This window comes from Mucilaginibacter sp. SG538B (genome assembly GCF_013376065.1).
GTDB lineage: Bacteria > Bacteroidota > Bacteroidia > Sphingobacteriales > Sphingobacteriaceae > Mucilaginibacter > Mucilaginibacter rubeus.
Window position 1 is genome coordinate 2,195,521 of sequence record NZ_JABMJI010000001.1, and the last position, 18,510, is coordinate 2,214,030.

The following is an 18,510-nucleotide window of genomic DNA, read 5'->3' on the forward strand; positions in this document are numbered from 1 at the left end:
CAAAGTGACCCTCATTTTGTGGGTACAAAAATAGAATTTTAAATAGCATTTAACATCAAAGCAGTTTCAATTTTTTGTTTGATGGGGATTTTCAGGCTTGTAGCATAGAAAATAAAAATGGGGCATCTTAATTTTCAATTTATATGAAAAATTAAGATACCCCATCGGTTTATGGTGTTGAGCCTACTTAAAAGCCTCGTTCGACGGATTAGAATTAACAGATGTCTCTTTAACCTTAAATTCAATTGGTTGGCCAACCAGGATGGTCTTTACAGAGAACGGAATTTTAATACCTCCGTTTATACCTTCATAGTTACCAAACTCAACAGTCAGGTCATTTGCCCCTTCAATGGTTTGTTTAAGCTTCAGTCCTGTTTTTTGGCTATAATAATTATGGATATGAATTTCAGTACCTATATTGATATCAACCTCGTAGGCCAGCTCGTTATTTACCACTCTTAAAATAGGCTGCAGCGTTATATTTTGATTTATCCGCTCATAATCAAGTTCTGGAAACGGGCGACTTTTAAGTTTGATCATTTTTTTAGCTGCATCATCAAGCTGTACATCCCTGTTAACCTGTCGTGCTTTTATGCTATCGCCATTAAGTGTTATATGCGACACAACAAGGTTATTATATGAAGGCACTATTGCTTCCTGGTAGTACTTATCAGGCATTTTATACCGGGTTACCAATTGCACGTCAGCGCCTTGTATATTACCAACTGCCGATGTTTGCAGATCGCGAATATTTTTTAGTTTGTCGGCACCGCCAATGGCATCTAAATACGCCTTGATTACAGTACTTGCAGTTGTGCCTTGTGGAATCGGCAGCCCGCTATATGAGTTATTTTCGGGATTAACATCAGGTAAATTATGATCAGGATCGATGGTTGCATAAGCAATTTTCGAGGTCGATTTGTACGGGAAGGTCCAGGTATCGCCGCGCTGCCAGATCTCTGCCGGAAGCTTTACAATGCCGGTTTTTCCGTTCTCTTCTTTAATTGATATGGTAACCGGCAATGCCATTTCTTCCAGGTTTACAATGGTGATCATAGCACCTTTGGTGGCATCATTATCAGGATATGAAATATCCTTTATACCCTGATCAACTTTCCAGGTGGTGAAAAACCATTCGTTCCAAAACCAGCTCAGGTCCTCACCTGCGGCATTATCCATCGTATGGAAAAAATCCCAGGGAGTTGGATGTTTAAAAGCCCAGCGTTTGATATAGGTTTTAAATGCATAATCAAAACGCTCTTCACCTAAGATCTGTTCGCGTAAAATAGTTAATCCTAAGGCCGGTTTTTCATAAGCAGCAACTGCTAAAAAATCCTCCTGTATCACATCGGGCGTATTCATAATAGCCTCAGCACCTGGGCTAAATAAATAAGCGGCACTTTTTTGCTGATCGGGCTTTTCATAATATTCACCCTTGTTAAATACCTTGGTATCAACATTATTTAAAAAGGTGTTAAAACCCTCGTCCATCCAGGCGTATTTACGCTCATTTGAACCGACGATCATCGGGAACCAGTTATGGCCAAACTCGTGGTTGGTAACCTCCCACAAACCCCCGTTTTGATTATTTGAGCCACAGAATACGATACCCGGATACTCCATCCCTCCTACTATACCGGCCACGTTGGTAGCTACAGGATAGGTATATTCAAACCATTTATCACTATATAGTTCAATTGCGGCTTTAACATATTCGGTTGAGCGGCCATACGAGTTATTCCCTTTAGCTTCCACAGGGTAAACAGATTGGGCAAGCGCTTTTTTACCGCTTGGCAAATTGATGCGTGCAGCATCCCAAATGAATGCTTTTGACGCAGCCCAGGCCACATCGCGGGCGTTTTTACACATAAAATGCCAGGTAAGCGTCGGCTTTTTCGGGTAATCGTTATTACGTAAAATATCAGTTGAATCTTTAATGATAACTGTTTTATCACTCTTACGGGCTTCGGCCAAACGGTTTATCGAGGTAGGTGATAATACTTCGGCAGGGTTAAGCAGTTCGCCCGATCCTGCTACAACCAAACTTGCAGGCGCGGTAATAGTATAATCAAAATTGCCGTACTCCAGGTAAAACTCGCTTGCACCAAGATATGGTATGGTGTTCCATCCGGTTACATCGTCGTAAACTTCCATGCGTGGGTACCACTGCGCAATTTCATAGATCCAGCCATTTTTAGTATGCTGACGGCCCATTCTGTCGGTACCATATTCGGGAATATCAAAACCGTATTCAATCTTGATCTGCAATTTGCTCCCGGCTGCACGTAATGAATCTTTAAGCTTGATCTGCATACGGGTATCAGTGATCAGGTAATCGGCTTTCAGCGTTTTGCCTTTGTTGATGATATAAACCGATTTTATTTCGGCACCCTTTGTATATGATTTATTTGCAAACCTTCCACCCGAAACATTGCTTGTAGATTCGGCACGTGAATCCTCTTTATAAATATTCTGATCTACCTGGAGCCATAAAAACCCAAGCGCATCCGGGCTGTTATTGGTGTAAGTAATTAAAGTACTGCCCTCTACCCGGTGTTTAGCGGTATCAAGCGTAACATCAAGCTTATAATCGGCCCGGTTTTGCCAGTATTTTGGACCTGGAGCACCACTGGCCGTCCTGAACTCACCGCCCCTTTCGGGGTAAAATATAGGGTTAAATACTTTGTGCTGATCATACTTGGGTGCTGCCTGATCTGCATTTTGCGCTTTTACTTCACCGGCATAAATGCCTAAAACCAATAACAACGCGGCTTTGTAGAATTTCATTAACTGTGTTTTAATTGTGAGGGAAAGATATTAAAATATATTTGACTTGAAACGTAATTGCTTGGTTACGTAGTATCAAGCTCATTTGTTTATAACAATTACGAATAAACTATTTTGCTAAAATGGCCGTTGATACATTGTTGCAAATCAATCCCTATTTTTTATATTTTTGCGGATGATTTACGGCACATACAGTCGTTGATCGCAGCCCTAATAAATGGATATATCAGTTGTAGTACCTCTTTACGATGAAGTAGAGTCGTTACCCGAATTAACCTCTTGGATTAGCCGGGTAATGGACGAAAACCGTTTTACTTACGAGATAATTTTGGTTGACGATGGCAGCAAGGACGGATCATGGGAAATGATCAGGAAGCTGCAAACCGGTAATCCTTTTATCAAAGGCATTAAATTCAGGCGTAATTATGGTAAATCCGCAGCCCTTAACACCGGTTTTATCGCTGCCAAAGGCAATGTGGTGATCACCATGGATGCCGATTTGCAGGATAGTCCGGATGAGATCCCGGAACTTTACCGCCGGATAACTGAAGAGAAATACGACCTTGTTTCGGGCTGGAAAGCAAAAAGGCACGACCCATTGAGCAAAACTATACCTACCAAACTATTCAACGCGGCAACCCGTCGTATGAGTGGCATCCATAACCTGCACGATTTTAATTGCGGTTTAAAAGCCTATCGTAATGTTGTAGTTAAAAACATTGAAATTTATGGCGAGATGCACCGTTATATCCCGGTTCTGGCAAAATGGGCCGGCTTCACCAAAATTGGCGAACAGGTTGTTGAGCACCGCCCTCGCAAATATGGCAAAACCAAGTTTGGCTTAAGCCGGTTTATCAACGGCTTTCTCGATCTGCTTTCAATTTTCTTTGTAGGTAAATTTGGCAAGCGTCCGATGCATTTTTTTGGTACGCTGGGCACATTGAGCTTTTTTACGGGTTTGATTATGGCCATCTGGATAATTTGGGAAAAGCTTTACAATATAGCACACAACCTAAAATACAGGGATGTAACCACGAGTCCGCTGTTTTATATAGCCTTAGTTGCTATTATATTAGGCTCACAATTGTTTTTAACAGGCTTTGTTGCCGAGCTTGTTTCACGCAGCGCAAGCGAACGTAACCATTACCAAATTGAGGAAACAATTTAATCAGATTTGAGATGTTAGATATGAGATTTGAGACTTTTTGAATACTTGCCTCCTGTCTCATATCTAACATCTTAAATCTCACATCTATTCTAAAAACATGTTTTTTTCCATCATCATTCCTTTATATAACCGACCGCAGGAAATTAAAGAACTGCTGGAAAGCCTCACCTTGCAAACCTATCACAATTTTGAGGTTTTGGTTATTGAAGATGGTTCTGTAAATGATGCTGAAGTCATAGTAAATACCTTTACCGATAAGCTTAACCTGCGTTATTTTAAAAAACAGAATGAAGGCCAGGGTTTTGCACGTAACTTTGGTTTTGAGCGTGCCAAAGGCGATTATTTTGTAATTTTTGACTCGGATTGTTTAGTCCCCCCCAATTACCTCCGAATTGTAAACGATTCATTGGCAAAAAACTATCTCGATGCCTATGGTGGTCCCGATGGCGCGCATGAATCTTTTACCCCTACACAAAAAGCCATAAGCTATTCCATGACCTCCCCTTTTACTACCGGAGGTATTCGTGGTAATAAAAAAGGTATAGGGCAGTTTCACCCACGTAGTTTTAACATGGGTGTTTCAAGGCAGGCCTGGGAAAAAGCCGGCGGATTTATTATCACCCGCCTTGGTGAGGATATAGAATACAGCATTAGGATCCATTCGCTGGGCTTTAAAATTGGGTTGATTCCAGATGCAATAGTCTATCATAAACGACGAACCAACTTTTATCAGTTTTATAAGCAGCTGCACTTTTTCGGAAGGGCGCGCATCAATATTTCTAAATTTTTCCCGCAGGAGTTAAAGCTGGTTCATTTTTTTCCGGCTGCTTTTACAGTAGGTGTTATCCTTACTATTATTCTAAACCTATTTGGCTCTGTATTAGCACCTGTAGGTAATTTTATACTGTTGATTTTCACTTTGTTAATATTTTTCCATGCATGGTGGAAAAATAAATCGTTAAAAATCGCATTTTTGAGCATTATAGCTGCCTTCACACAACTTATTGCCTACGGGTTAGGATTTATACAGGATTTTTGGAAGCGGAAAGTTTTAAGTAGATCATAAGCAATATGTACCACCCCTTTTCTGTAGCGGAGACCATTAAAACCGCATGGAATATTTTAAAGAAGAATTTTGCCATAATCTCGGTCTACTCGGTAGTTGCCATGATATTTGTCTTCATATCAGGCTTTGCCGTATTTTATTTTGATGATAATGCAATGGTGAGTTCTATTGGCTTTGTTGTGTTACTGGTTGAAATAACTTTCATATTCTTAGCATTTATAAAGCTGGTATTCAGATTAATGGACAAAGAATACTATGATTTTGATTTTAGCGAGATCATTCCTAAAATCAGGATGCTGGTAAGCTATCTTACGTTATTGGTACTGGTGAGTACATTAGCTGTTTTTGCGACCCACCTGGTTGAAGGTTTAAAAGAAGGTTTCGCCCAGGATTTTTTCAAATTTATTATCGGACTTATTGTTCAGTTCTTTTTTTTGTTCTATTTTCCTATTTGCACCTGTTTCATTGTTGATGACGCGTCGGGGCCGATAGAATCAGTACAACAAAGCTTTTATTTGATAAAGGGGAATTTTTTAAAATATTTCTTGATCTTCATTATAATCGAAATATTGATGCTGGTTGCAGCAATCACCGTTGTAGGGTTAATAATAGCTATTCCATTTGCTAACATAATTTTGATGGCAGCCTATCGCAAACTGGTTTATAGCCACCTTGATGTGGATGATGACCTATCTGAAACCAATTAAAAATGGGATTTAAATCTGCATTAAGTAAAGTATTTGCTGCCTTTGTTAATCGGGAATTAAATAAGGTTCGTAAAAACGCGGTTGCATTTCAGCAAAAGGCATTTACAGATCTGGTGCATGCGGCCAAAGACACCAGTTTTGGTAAAGATCATCAGTTTGAAAAGATCAACAACTACGAGGATTTTAAGCGATTGGTGCCTGTACATGACTATGAAGACCTTCGCCCCTATATCGACCGAGTGGTTAATGGCGAGGAGGATGTGCTATGGCCCGGGAAACCTGCTTATCTCGCCAAAACATCCGGTACAACATCCGGTGTAAAATATATCCCCATTTCTAAAGAAAGCATGCCGGAGCATATCAAAGCGGCACGTAATGCTTTGCTAAGCTATATCCACGAAACCGGTAACTCTGATTTTGTTGATGGCAAATTGATATTTTTGCAGGGCAGCCCCATTTTAGCCGAAAAGCATGGCATTTCAACAGGCAGGCTTTCGGGTATCGTTGCGCATCATGTTCCCGCTTATCTGCAAAAAAACCGCTTGCCCAGCTACGAAACCAATTGCATTGAAGATTGGGAGCAAAAGGTTGACGCCATTGTAGACGAAACTGTTAATGAAGATATGCGCCTCATCAGTGGGATCCCGCCATGGTGCCAGATGTATTTCGACAGACTTTCGGCCAAAGCAGGAGGTAAAAAGATAAAAGACATTTTCCCAAACTTTAAGCTTTACGTTTATGGAGGAGTTAATTACGAGCCTTACCGCGCCCGTATTGAGGAAAGTATCGGTTTCAAGGTCGATTCGATAGAAACCTACCCGGCATCCGAAGGCTTTATCGCGTTCCAGGATTCACAAAAAGAAAAAGGCCTTTTATTATTAGTTGATTCTGGGATCTTCTACGAGTTTATCCCATCCGATGAGTATTTTAATGAAAGCCCAACCCGCATTAATATTAAAGATGTAGAGTTGAATAGAAACTACGCGCTCATCATGAACACCAGCGCTGGTTTATGGGGCTATAGTATAGGCGATACGATTAAATTTGTTTCAAAAGATCCGTATCGTATTGTCGTAACCGGCCGTATTAAGCATTATATATCGGCTTTTGGTGAACATGTTATAGGCGAAGAGGTAGAGTATGCATTAATGAGCGTGGCTAAAGAAGAGGGCGTTGACGTGGTTGAATTTACCGTTGCACCCCAGGTTAACCCTGCAGCGGGGCAATTACCTTACCATGAATGGTTTATCGAGTTTGGTACAGCCCCTGACAATCTTCAGGCTTTCGCCATAAAAGTGGACAAGGCGTTGCAGAATAAAAATATTTACTATTTTGACCTGATTGAAGGTAACATTTTGCAACCTTTGGTGATCCAAAGCCTGCAAAAAGATGCCTTTATCAATTATATGAGGACTGAAGGTAAACTTGGCGGGCAAAACAAAGTACCACGGCTATCAAACGACAGGAAGATTGCCGAAGGATTAAAGAGTTTTATAAAATAAAGATACTTGAGTAACCAAATAAAAAACATTGCCATCCTTGGCTCAACAGGCAGCATCGGTACACAAACACTTGATGTTATAAGGTGGAACAGCAATTTATTCAGGGCGTTTTTGCTCACAGCACATTCTAATGCCGATTTACTCATCAGCCAGGCTATTGAGTTTGTGCCGGAATATGCCATTATCTGTGATCAAAGCAAATACCAGGAAGTTAAAGAGGCTTTAGCACATTTGCCAATACAGGTACTTGCCGGTCACCAGGCTATCATTGATACAGTAACGCATCCCGAAATTGCGGTTGTGCTAACTGCCATGGTAGGCTTTGCAGGTCTGGAGCCAACAATAGCTGCCATTAAAGCCGGTAAAGACATTGCTCTTGCTAATAAAGAAACATTGGTTGTTGCCGGCGATATCATAACCGCTTTGGCGAAACAAAATGCAGTTCAGATTTTACCGGTTGATTCGGAACATTCAGCAATATTTCAAAGCCTTGTTGGTGAGGAGTATAAGTCGATAGAAAAACTGATCATTACCGCATCGGGCGGTCCTTTCCGTGGCCGTAGTCTCGACTTTTTAGCCAACGTTACCCGTGAGGATGCCCTTAAACACCCCAACTGGGTAATGGGCGCTAAAATAACTATCGACTCGGCATCATTAATGAACAAAGGGCTTGAAGTTATTGAGGCCAAATGGCTGTTTGATATTGAGGCCGATCAGATCGAGGTTGTAGTTCATCCGCAATCTATTATTCACTCACTGGTACAGTTCAGGGATGGATCAATTAAGGCACAATTGGGTTTGCCCGATATGAAGCTACCTATACAGTATGCCCTCACCTATCCCAACCGGATCGAAACGAATTTTAAACGTTTCAGCTTTGCCGACTACGCTAACCTCACTTTCGAAAAACCAGACATGGAAACTTTCCGTAATCTAAGCTTAGCGTACGCTGCGTTAAAACAGGGAGGTAACATACCTTGCATTATCAATGCGGCAAATGAAATAGCGGTTGCCGGGTTTCTTGACCGTAAAATTGGCTTTTTAACTATGAGCGGCATTATTGAAGAATGTATGCAGAAAATAAATTTTATTGCAAAGCCAACCCTAACCGATTATTTGAATACTGACAAAGAAACACGCATCTTTGCGGAAAATTATATACAGCAACTACCTTCAAAAACATTACAGTTTTAATATTACATAGATATAGATAATGAGTATAGTGATCATGGTGGGCCAGCTTATACTGGGCCTTTCAATTTTGATAATCCTGCATGAACTGGGGCATTTCCTGGCGGCACGGGCCTTTGGCATTAAGGTAGAAAAATTCTACCTGTTTTTTGATGCCTGGAACGTGAGCCTGTTTAAATTTACATATAAAGGCGTTGAGTATGGTATTGGCTGGCTACCACTTGGTGGCTATGTTAAAATTGCCGGTATGATTGATGAATCGATGGATACAGAACAAATGGCTGGTCCGCCGCAACCTTGGGAGTTTCGTTCAAAACCAGCTTGGCAGCGCCTTATTGTAATGCTTGGTGGTGTTACGGTAAATGTTATACTGGGCATCTTGATATTTTGGGTGCTAACCATGCGTTTTGGCGATAGTTATATACCTAATTCGGCAGCAAAATACGGTATTGTACCAGGTGAAGTAGGTAAAAAAATAGGCCTTCAAATAGGCGACAAGGTTGTTGCTATCAATGGTAAGCCATTTGAACGTTTTGATGATCTTACAAGTCCGCAGGTATTATTGGATAATACTGTTTTTACCGTGTTGCGTGGCACCCAAACTTTGCAGATCAGCATTCCGCGTACCATCCTAAATGATTTGAACGATCATGATATAGAAGGTTTCATCAGTCGCCTGCCCCGTGCCAAGTTCATTGTTGATTCATTGGAACCGGGCAGTAATGCTGTAAAAGCAGGTTTAAAAAAGGGCGACAGCATTGTAATGGCCAACAATCATCCAATTGTATTTTGGGACGAATTGCAGGCTCAACTATCGGCTAATAAAGGCAAACAGGTTGAACTGGGTATAAAACGCAACCATGAACTGGTTACCTTGAAAGCACAGGTTACGCCAGAAGGCAAGCTGGGCTTTTACCGTGCAAAAAGCGATTTTCCGGATATCAAAACAATAAAGTACGGTTTTTTCGAAGCTTTTCCTATAGGAGCACAAAGAGCATGGGGAACTTTCAGGGATAATGCCAAAGGTATCGGTAAGATTTTCAGAGGTGATGTTAACCCTGGTAAAGCAGTAAGCGGACCGGTAGCTATAGCCAACCTGTTTGGTGGTACTGTTGATTGGGTCCACTTTTGGACATTGGTAGGCTTTCTTTCGATGGTATTGGCATTGATGAACCTTTTGCCTATCCCGGCGCTTGACGGAGGTCACGCGGTATTCCTGATCATTGAAATGATTAAAGGTAAACCGTTGAGCGATAAGTTCCTTGAACGCGCCCAGATTGTAGGCTTTGTAATTTTAGTTACCCTAATGGTATTTGTTTTTGGTAACGATATTGTGAAGCTGGTAATGAAGAAATAGCGATTAGAGATTAGTGATTGGAGGTTAGAGATGCCTCCCAAGCATATAAAACAAGAAAGGTCTTTCAACTACTGAAAGGCCTTTCTTGTTTTATATGAATTTATCAATCAATTGAATAGCTGTACAAATTAGAATTAGCTTTAAGCTTTGAGCATTCTGCTTTCAGCTTGTTTTATACCGCCGGATCAATAGGTTTAGGATCTTCGTAATTATCGGAAACGGTGTCAAAAGGTGATCTTTCATTTTTGAATACCGCTGCCGAGATCAGACTCACTATAGCGCCAAAAATGGCGTATATAAATACAACGCTTACTGTCGCTATAACCGCAAAATATTTACTTACCATACTTAAGGCATTGTCTATTTGATCCTGCGACAGATTTCCTTTTGCTTCCATTTGCGCGCGTGAGGCAGTTAGGGCCTTATTAACCATTTCCGGACTTAATATCGCATAATATACATAAGTGAATACCGCAACGAAAACTCCTGTAAAAATCGCATATAAAAAACCGGATAAAAAGCCTTCTCCGTAGGTAATATATCCGCCAAGCTGATCTTTGTATTCTTTTTGCGTTAACAGCAAGAAAGCGATGAAGGGCAAAAAGCTCAGGTATTTAAGAGATGAGTTGGGGTCAATATCAAGAAACTGAAATGCATAAGTTATAACTATTGAAGTTACCAGGTTAATTAGCGCCCACTTCAGGGCTGGTTGCGATGGGCTCGCTTTTTTTATTTCCATGATATAGGTTATTTAGTGTTTGGTTAAAATTAACTAATTATCTTATATCATGTATATGTTTATTTTTTACCCAGGCAAATGCTTTTCAAATGTTTATCGCCGATATCTCGTTGTTAATTAATATAACTGAGGAAAGGCTATGATACAGGCGAGCTATTAGATGCTGTTTTATGGTCTGAAGCAGGTTAAACGCCCAGGCCCACTCGGCACCTATTTTTGCAAATAACAGGCGCAAACATTCAGATGTGCTTAATTATTCAAAAATATCAGTAGTGTTAACCCGGTAGAAATACAATATACTGATTACTAATTATTTATAATCACTTTATTTAAAATGTGTTAGCCAGTGTTAACCCAGTTTATTAGGGTGTGTTATCTTGGTTTTAATTTCGTAAACTCGGTATAACAAAACAGGCCTTTCAAAATTTGAAAAGCCTGTTTTGTTATACGATTAATCTTTTATTCAAGAAATAGACTCCGCCGGCTCCCGTTTAAAGAAAGCAGCGAAAATTATCGATAAAACAAACAGAAATATAATGCTTATACCTAATGACTGGATTTGCTGACCTATGGTAATGCTTTTTCCGGTTTGAAAGCTTTTCTCCATCTCCTGAATCTTGGCGTCAGCTTCCTTCTTTTCTTCCGGTTTGGCAGTGCTTTCTTTCAGTTTAGTCAAAGCTGTAACCATAGCTGTCTTAGTCTTCTGAGCCATTTGCGGTTCTATAGCGTTTGCAAATATCTGATCACGTAGTATAAATATGGTCAGGTTTGAAATGAAAAACATAATGAAAATTCCGGTGGCGGCCTGCCTCATTGTCCAATACCCGCCGACTTTGCTCCTCAGATTTATGCAAAACAAAGCAGCAATAGCTATCGGAAATATGTACGTGAAAAGTATTGCACCAACTGTTATTGCGACAGCCGATGCTACACTTACCATAAAATAAAAATAAATAATACTTACCACAGCCAATACTGCACCTAAAATCAATCCTTTGATAAGTCCTTGTATTTTTATGGTTCTTTCTAATTGTGCGCTCATCAAAAAGGCTATTGAAAACTAACTAAAATTTCTAAAACTGCCATATCAAACTCTTTGTTGATAGCATTATCAGCAATCTCTTTCTTCTCTTCGTCAGATGGATCAATGTTTTGAAAAAAGCACATCATGGGGTAAAACAGCTCTTTAAGCTCCGAATCTTCAGGAAGCGTAGTAGCAACCTTGCTGATTTCGGATACCGGGCTTTCAATCAGGATTTGGTTGGCAATAACCGGCTCATAAATGCGGTATTCATCCTGGAACTCGTCTTCATCAACTAATAAAAACTCTTTCAGGTAATCTTCCAGTTCCGGCTCAATATCTTCATCTTCACACTCATTCAGATATAGTAAAAGGTTAAGGAGTTCGGTACCGCGGTCGAGTGTTTCTTCTTCAATGCTCTCCCATTCAGGAGTATCGAGGTAATCTTCTTCCAGTTTTTTAACATCTGCGCTAAAGAAGTTGATCATTAGCAAATCGAAGAAGATCTCACGAAGTTCTTCTACTTCAGGATTTTCATCAAAAACCGCATCAAGCTCATCTACTTTAGATAAAAAATCTTCGTCGGACGCAAAAACATCAGCAAACTCATCGGTTAGCTGGGTTGCATCAAAGTTGTTGTATTTGGAGAAGGCCTCAAGCGCTGCTATAAAGGCGTTTTCTATTTTAGGATCGATCATAGGTATATTATTTAAATATTTGGTGATTGTTGTAAGTTAACAATACTTTACCTTTTAAACGCTGCCCGATATAAGGCGAGTTTGCAGATTTAGATTTGTTGTTAGCCGCAGTGTATTCCCATTCGGTATCAGTATCAAAAACCACGATGTTTGCCTTTTCATCTTCAGCGATAACCGACAGTTCAACACCAAGTATTTCGCGGGGATTAACAGCCAGTTTTTCAACTATAAGTTCAACCGGTAAACCCGCTTTTAAAGCCAGGGAAAATGCGGTTTGCAGACCTATTATGCCATATTCAGCAACTTCAAACTCCACATCTTTAAATTCAATTTCGTGTGGGGTATGTTGCGATACAATGGCGTCGATAGTGCCGTCTTTTAAACCTTTTATCAACGCAGCAACATCATCGGCAGTACGCAGGGGTGGTTTCACTTTATATAAACTGTCAAAGCCTAAAAGGGCTTCATCGGTTAATATTAAATGATGTGCGGCAACGTCGCAGGTAACTTCAATGCCTTTACGCTTGGCCTCACGGATCAATTCGACCGAACGCGCAGTTGATATGGTTGTAAAATGGATGCGGGACACGGTGTATTCTGCAAGATAAAGATCACGGGCAACCATCAGTTCTTCGGCCAGTGAAGGAATTCCCTTCATGCCAAGTAGCGTGCTGATCTCCCCCTCATTAACTTTTGCCTTACCTGCTATAGCGGTATCTTCAGGGTAAGAGAAAACCAGTGCATCAAAACCCTGTGCATACAGTAAAGCTCTTTCCATTAAACCCGCGTCCTGTACCGGGCGACTGCCATCGGTAAAAGCCCTGGCACCGCTTTGGTACATATCATACATTTCGGCAAGATCTTTCCCTTCACGCTTCTGCGATATGGTACCCAGAGGATAAACATCAACCAGGTTACCTTTTGAGCGGTTTAGCAGGTATTCAACTTCCGACTTGGAATGCACCGGCGGCTGGGTATTGGGCATTAGTGCTATGCCCGTAAAACCTCCTGCTGCTGCGGCTACTGTACCGGAGCGAAGGTCTTCCTTGGTTTCAAGGCCCAACTCGCCTACATTACAGTTAAGATCGAAAAAACCGGGCGAAACATATTTGCCTTCGGCATCAAACAGTTCGGCATCGGCATCTATATCGTCGCCTATGCGGGTGATAACACCATTTTCAATTAAAATATCGGCAACTTGTTGATGAAAGGATGATCCGGGATCAAGAATAGTGGCTGATTTGATAAGCAAATTCATTAGCACTGCTTTATGTGTGGATTTGTATCGATCTATCCAGCCTGAATAACGCCCTGTTGATCAGGCTTATAAAACCTGATTAACAAAATTTCTGCAAGCAGGAAGATCAGCGCCAAAATTATACAAAGTTTCCATAATTGTGTGCCAAAATTTGATTCGGCAACAACACTTTTTAATGAACCGCTTCCTGCTGTTAATAAGGGCTTTGCATTTGGTAGTATTTTTTCGAGATCGGCCGCCGTAAAATAACTCATATCTGATTCTGCCCGGTTATCGTTAAGAGCAAGTGTTGCCAGCGTACTGTCCTGCTTGCGGAGCGAATAAATTCCGGGTTCATTTAATTGATCAGAAACATATAACAACGTACTTCCCTCCTGCTGCCTTACATCCGGGATAATGCTTTGATTGCCTTTGGTGAGTTTGAGCAATTGCTTTTCGGTGGTTTGTACGGGTGGTACCTCAAAACTTTCGTCGGCACCAAAAGTGTAAAATAAGGGTTGGTCATGCCCGCTTAATAATGCCATCCTAAAAAGTATGGGTACAAACAGCGCATGCCTTGGCAGGTTACTAAAATCTTCGCTAAGAGGTACAGCACACATGTAAACATTCCCTTTTCCGCTGCTGTAACCCTCCCAAAAAGCTTCGCCGGTAGCAAGGTTCATCAGGCTTTCCTGCTGAGAACCGCTTTTACTCAGCTGATAATATTTTTTTACGGATGGCAAATCAGGATTTTGAGGAAAGCTCTCAAATACATTTTTAAATACTGCGCTCTGTTTGTTGATGGAGGCTACTTTTACGTCCTGGGTTATTAGCTTTTCAGGATATCCGGTATTTAAGGCTAATAACAATGACTTATAATTAGCCAGATCAGCATCGGCCGACGGAAATACAACCAGCGTCCCTCCTTTTGTCACGTACGTTCTCAACTGCTGTGCCAGTCCGGTAGCTATGGTTTTAATGTCGCTGATAATTACTATAGGGTAGCTATTAAGTGCAGCGTAATCAACGTTACCATCGGTTACACGGGATGCAGCAAAGAAAGCGTCAGATGCAAAAACAGCCTTCAGATATGGATTTGGAGCGCCTCCATCTATCAGCAGAACCGGCATTTGCTCCTTTACATTAAAACTAAAATAAAACTGGTTGTCAAATGTGACCGGGTTGTCCTGCAACTGAATTTCACCGCTCTGCCATCCAGGTTTTAAGCCCGAAAATGATAAGGTATCATTTTGAACATGGCGGGCATTGATACTGAAGCTACCGAGCGCCTTTTGCTCACCATTAATTAATATTTTGAGGGGAATCTTTTCTGCTTTTTCTGTAGCGTAATTATGTAGGCGTACAACCAGTTTTTCACTTTCACCCGGGCGATGTACCGCACCAAGGAGCCAAATCGAATCAACAGCAACATTGGGAAGGTTCCCGGCTTTAAGCTGAACAAGGTTAACGGCAATATTACTATCGGCTTTCACTGGTTTATCATTTCTGTTTTTTTGAAAATCAGAAATAATAAACACCGACTTGGGAGCTCCCGGTTGATTTTGCAATAGGTTTTCCTGTCTGCTGATAACCTGTTGTAAGCTCCTGCTTTGTGAACTTACTTTAACCGCATCAACTGCATCATTAAATTCATCACGGCTCAATAGTCTTTGATGTTTACCTTCAAAATCTTGCGTAAGTAATTGAAACCGATCATTAATATTATAAGCCGAAGTAATTTCCTTAGCACGGCGTTTGGCTTCATCAAGTAACGAGCCCTCGCGGTTAAGGGTTTCCATGGAGTAAGAATTATCCACAAAAACGCTGATCACCTGCTGTTTACCAGCATTAGCATTTTGCGCGCCGGGGATATAAGGTCGGGCAAATGCCAGTATCAGAAATAACAAAGCAAGTAAACGCGACGCCAATATCAATCGCTCCTTCAAATTGCGGCGTGAAGCCTGCTGTTCCTGCACCTCTTTCAGAAACTGTACATTACTGAAATATACCTTTTTGTATTTACGAAAATTGAACAGGTGGATCACAACCGGGATAGCCAGGCTCAGCAACGCGAATAAAAAAGCAGGATATAAAAAATACATATTTTATATAGATGGTTGTGCTATTTACAAATGTGGTAATTTTTTAAATATGCCGATGTGCAAATTTCAGATGCGTAGGTTTTAGCCTGGCTTTATTCATACATCTATAGATGCCCCTTTCAAATCATGTATAAATAAATATATTTGGTGCATACATCAATCTACTTAAAAAATGGAATACAGAAGATTAGGCGAAAGTAAACTAAGCGTATCGGCAATAACTTTTGGGGCATGGGCTGCTGGCGGCTGGATGTGGGGAGGCAATGATGACCAGGAAGCTATTGATGCCATGCGCGCGGCTTACGATCTTGGAATAACATCAATTGATACAGCCCCAGTTTATGGACAAGGTAAAAGCGAAGAGCTGGTGGGCCAGGCTATTAAAGACCTGCCCCGGGATAAGGTACAGATCCTGACTAAATATGGCTTGCGCTGGGACCTTGCTAAAGGTGAGTTCTTTTTTAAGAGTAAAGACAACAACGGGAAGGATATTGATGTATATCGATATGCCGGTAAAGACAGCATTATTGCCGAGTGTGAAACCAGCCTCAAACGTCTTGGTACCGATTATATCGATTTATACCAGATCCACTGGTCGGACAAAACAACGCCTATCGACGAAACTATGGAGGCTATCCTGCGCTTACAGGAACAGGGGAAAATCCGCGAGGCTGGCGTTTGCAATTATGATGTAAGCCAAATGCAAATAGCTGCCAAAACTATTAAACTCGTTGCAAACCAGGTTCCGTTTAGCATGGTAAACCGCGCTATTGAAGATGAGCTAATTCCTTATTGCATCGAGAATAGGAAAGCGATATTAGCTTATAGTCCCCTTGAGCGTGGTTTATTGACCGGTAAAATGAAACCCGGCCAAAACTTTGATGAGGGCGACCATCGCGCAGGCGTCAAATACTTTAAAGATCAAAACATTGAGCGTACCAATGCCTTTCTTGCCAAAATAAAACCATTGGCCGACGAAAAAGGTGCAACTTTAGGGCAATTGGTTATCCGCTGGACAATCAATCATCCAGGCATAACTGTAGCGCTGGTTGGCGCCCGTAATGCCGAACAATCTGTTCAAAATGCCAAAGCCATCAATATTCATATCAATGGAGAGGAAATGGAGTTTATCAATAACCAGTTAAGTGATTTGGTGATTGCTGGATAAACATCTTTAACACCGCGGAGAGCTATTAGTCTCTTCGCATGTTATATAAACCTGAACCATGATCATTGATACATTACTATATAGCAGCCATTTAATATCAAGCAATAATCCTACAATAACTGCTTTGACACTGGGGGGTACCGGAGCCATATTTAGCCTGTTTGGGGCCATACTATATGATAGCCACAAAAAACTCATGAAAAGAGGTATACAAGTTGAGGGTACGGTTATAAGTATTGAACATGAAAGGAGCAATAAAGATTCGATGGTATTAAACTACCCGGTAATTAGATATCGGACATTACAAAACGAATTGATAACAAAAAAACACAACGTTGGTATCAGCAGATACTCATATAAAGAGGGTGATTCGGTAAATGTGGTATATGATCCTGCTGATAATTCGCTATTTACATTAAATGACAGTTCTTCAAAAAGCGTCCCCCTTAGCTTCATTTTACTTGGATTAACGTTATTAGCTGCATCAATTATTATTTTCATAGTGAAAGCTGGATAGCCAAAATCGGTAAAATCGAAAAAACATGTGAATCAGCGGTCAATTTCCTTATCTTCCAATTATGAAAAGATCGTTATTATTATTTCTTTTATCACTCACGCTAAAACTATCTGCCCAAAACGTACAGCAAATTCATCAAAAGGCAGTTCTAATTGATGCCCACAATGATGTTATTTCAAATGAGCTGATAACCAAAGTTGATTTAAGGAAACATCAAAGCGAAGGTAACTTCGATTTGGTTCGTGCGAAAGAAGGCGGGCTTGATGCACAAATCTTTTCTATCTGGTGCGGTGAGAGTTATGGTAAAGGATCCGGTTTTGCCTTTGCTAACCGGGAAATTGATTCTTTGTACGCGCTCATCAAGCGTAATCCTGATAAAATAGCTTTAGTGCGCAACACCAAAGAACTTAAAAAAGCTGTGGCCGACAAAAAGCTGGCGGCGTTGATTGGTGTTGAAGGCGGGCATATGATCGAAGACAGGATGGATTACATCGACAGCCTTGCTAAACGTGGGATGCGTTACCTCACCCTCACCTGGAATAACAGTACTTCATGGGCAACTTCAGCACGTGACGAGGTTACTAAAAAAGATAGTTTGAAACATTTAGGGCTCACCGATTATGGTAAGCAGATTGTTAAACACCTGAACGAGCTTGGTGTTATGGTTGACGTATCGCACGTAGGTGAACGCACTTTTTATGATGTACTGGCAACTACCACAAAGCCTGTTATCGCTTCACATAGCTGTGCTTATAGTATCGATCCATTTCGCCGCAACTTAAAGGATGACCAACTAAAGGCGCTGGCAAAAAACGGCGGTGTGGTATGCATTAATTTTTATAGTGGCTTTGTAGATAGTACCTATACACCCAAAGTGCTTAAGTTTTTGGCGCTGCATAAAACAGAGCTCGATTCATTGACCAAAGTTTATCATGACGTCGATCTGGCCAATATCAGGATAAACGCCTTGTATAAATCGGAATCAGACAAGCTCAGACCACCGCTTGAGCTGCTGATCAAGCATATCGATTATATTGTGAAACTGATAGGTGTTGATTATGTGGGTATCGGGTCGGATTTTGATGGTGCCGAATCATACCCTCTTGGTTTGGATAGCGTTGCTGATTATCCAAAAATAACCGGAGAACTATTGAAATTAGGCTACAGCCAAAAAGATATTGATAAAATATTAGGTGGAAATGTAATGCGGGTGCTTGCCGCAAATACAGGCAAATGATGTCACTTTGTTG

The 18,510-nt window shown here is 40.9% G+C and carries 15 protein-coding genes; 9 read left to right on the forward strand and 6 right to left on the reverse strand.

From position 1 onward, the window contains the following. Positions 1-183: 183 nt before the first annotated feature. The gene (locus FHW88_RS30155) at positions 184-2,787 is read right to left on the reverse strand and encodes a M1 family metallopeptidase (RefSeq protein ID WP_176624691.1); all 2,604 of its coding nucleotides are present in this window, start codon (positions 2,785-2,787) and stop codon (positions 184-186) included. A gap of 217 nt (positions 2,788-3,004) precedes the next feature. Between FHW88_RS30155 and FHW88_RS08805 the strand changes: the two genes are divergently transcribed. From FHW88_RS08805 to rseP, 6 genes are all read left to right on the forward strand, one after another. Continuing rightward, positions 3,005-3,955: a glycosyltransferase family 2 protein gene (locus FHW88_RS08805; protein WP_090525633.1), complete on the forward strand. Its 951-nt coding sequence runs from the start codon at positions 3,005-3,007 to the stop codon at positions 3,953-3,955. Between the two features lie 97 nt (positions 3,956-4,052). Then, positions 4,053-5,021, forward strand: a complete 969-nt coding sequence (locus FHW88_RS08810; RefSeq protein WP_176624693.1) for a glycosyltransferase — start codon at positions 4,053-4,055, stop codon at positions 5,019-5,021. Positions 5,022-5,026: 5 nt separating this feature from the next. Further along, positions 5,027-5,728: a hypothetical protein gene (locus tag FHW88_RS08815; protein ID WP_090525637.1), complete on the forward strand. Its 702-nt coding sequence runs from the start codon at positions 5,027-5,029 to the stop codon at positions 5,726-5,728. Positions 5,729-5,730: 2 nt separating this feature from the next. Continuing rightward, the gene (locus FHW88_RS08820) at positions 5,731-7,230 is read left to right on the forward strand and encodes a GH3 auxin-responsive promoter family protein (protein ID WP_176624695.1); all 1,500 of its coding nucleotides are present in this window, start codon (positions 5,731-5,733) and stop codon (positions 7,228-7,230) included. A gap of 6 nt (positions 7,231-7,236) precedes the next feature. After that, positions 7,237-8,424 carry a 1-deoxy-D-xylulose-5-phosphate reductoisomerase gene (locus tag FHW88_RS08825; protein WP_218117146.1) on the forward strand — a complete coding sequence of 396 codons (1,188 nt, stop codon included), beginning with the start codon at positions 7,237-7,239 and terminating at the stop codon, positions 8,422-8,424. Between the two features lie 19 nt (positions 8,425-8,443). Beyond that, positions 8,444-9,778 (forward strand): RIP metalloprotease RseP, encoded by a 1,335-nt coding sequence (gene rseP, locus FHW88_RS08830; protein WP_090525641.1) that lies wholly within the window; start codon positions 8,444-8,446, stop codon positions 9,776-9,778. A 172-nt stretch (positions 9,779-9,950) separates the two neighbouring features. On the opposite strand, the gene FHW88_RS08835 is transcribed toward rseP, so the two are convergent. From FHW88_RS08835 to FHW88_RS08855, 5 genes are all read right to left on the reverse strand, one after another. Next, on the reverse strand, positions 9,951-10,517 hold the full coding sequence (locus tag FHW88_RS08835) for a DUF4199 domain-containing protein (protein ID WP_090525643.1): 567 nt from the start codon (positions 10,515-10,517) through the stop codon (positions 9,951-9,953). Positions 10,518-10,980: 463 nt separating this feature from the next. Next, positions 10,981-11,559 (reverse strand): DUF4199 domain-containing protein, encoded by a 579-nt coding sequence (locus FHW88_RS08840; RefSeq protein WP_090525645.1) that lies wholly within the window; start codon positions 11,557-11,559, stop codon positions 10,981-10,983. A gap of 8 nt (positions 11,560-11,567) precedes the next feature. Beyond that, positions 11,568-12,236: a hypothetical protein gene (locus tag FHW88_RS08845; protein WP_176624697.1), complete on the reverse strand. Its 669-nt coding sequence runs from the start codon at positions 12,234-12,236 to the stop codon at positions 11,568-11,570. Positions 12,237-12,243: 7 nt separating this feature from the next. Then, a complete protein-coding gene (locus FHW88_RS08850; RefSeq protein WP_176624699.1) occupies positions 12,244-13,494 on the reverse strand; it encodes a dihydroorotase in 1,251 nt (416 codons plus the stop codon). Between the two features lie 32 nt (positions 13,495-13,526). Continuing rightward, positions 13,527-15,575: a vWA domain-containing protein gene (locus FHW88_RS08855; protein WP_176624701.1), complete on the reverse strand. Its 2,049-nt coding sequence runs from the start codon at positions 15,573-15,575 to the stop codon at positions 13,527-13,529. Between the two features lie 172 nt (positions 15,576-15,747). Between FHW88_RS08855 and FHW88_RS08860 the strand changes: the two genes are divergently transcribed. The 3 genes from FHW88_RS08860 to FHW88_RS08870 all read left to right on the forward strand — a co-directional run bounded on the left by FHW88_RS08860 (position 15,748) and on the right by FHW88_RS08870 (position 18,497). Then, positions 15,748-16,743 (forward strand): aldo/keto reductase, encoded by a 996-nt coding sequence (locus FHW88_RS08860; RefSeq protein ID WP_176624703.1) that lies wholly within the window; start codon positions 15,748-15,750, stop codon positions 16,741-16,743. 58 nt (positions 16,744-16,801) lie between these two features. Next, positions 16,802-17,260: a DUF3592 domain-containing protein gene (locus FHW88_RS08865; protein WP_176624705.1), complete on the forward strand. Its 459-nt coding sequence runs from the start codon at positions 16,802-16,804 to the stop codon at positions 17,258-17,260. A 61-nt stretch (positions 17,261-17,321) separates the two neighbouring features. After that, positions 17,322-18,497, forward strand: coding sequence for a dipeptidase (locus tag FHW88_RS08870; protein WP_176624707.1), 1,176 nt, complete (start codon positions 17,322-17,324; stop codon positions 18,495-18,497). The last annotated feature ends 13 nt before the right edge of the window (positions 18,498-18,510 follow it).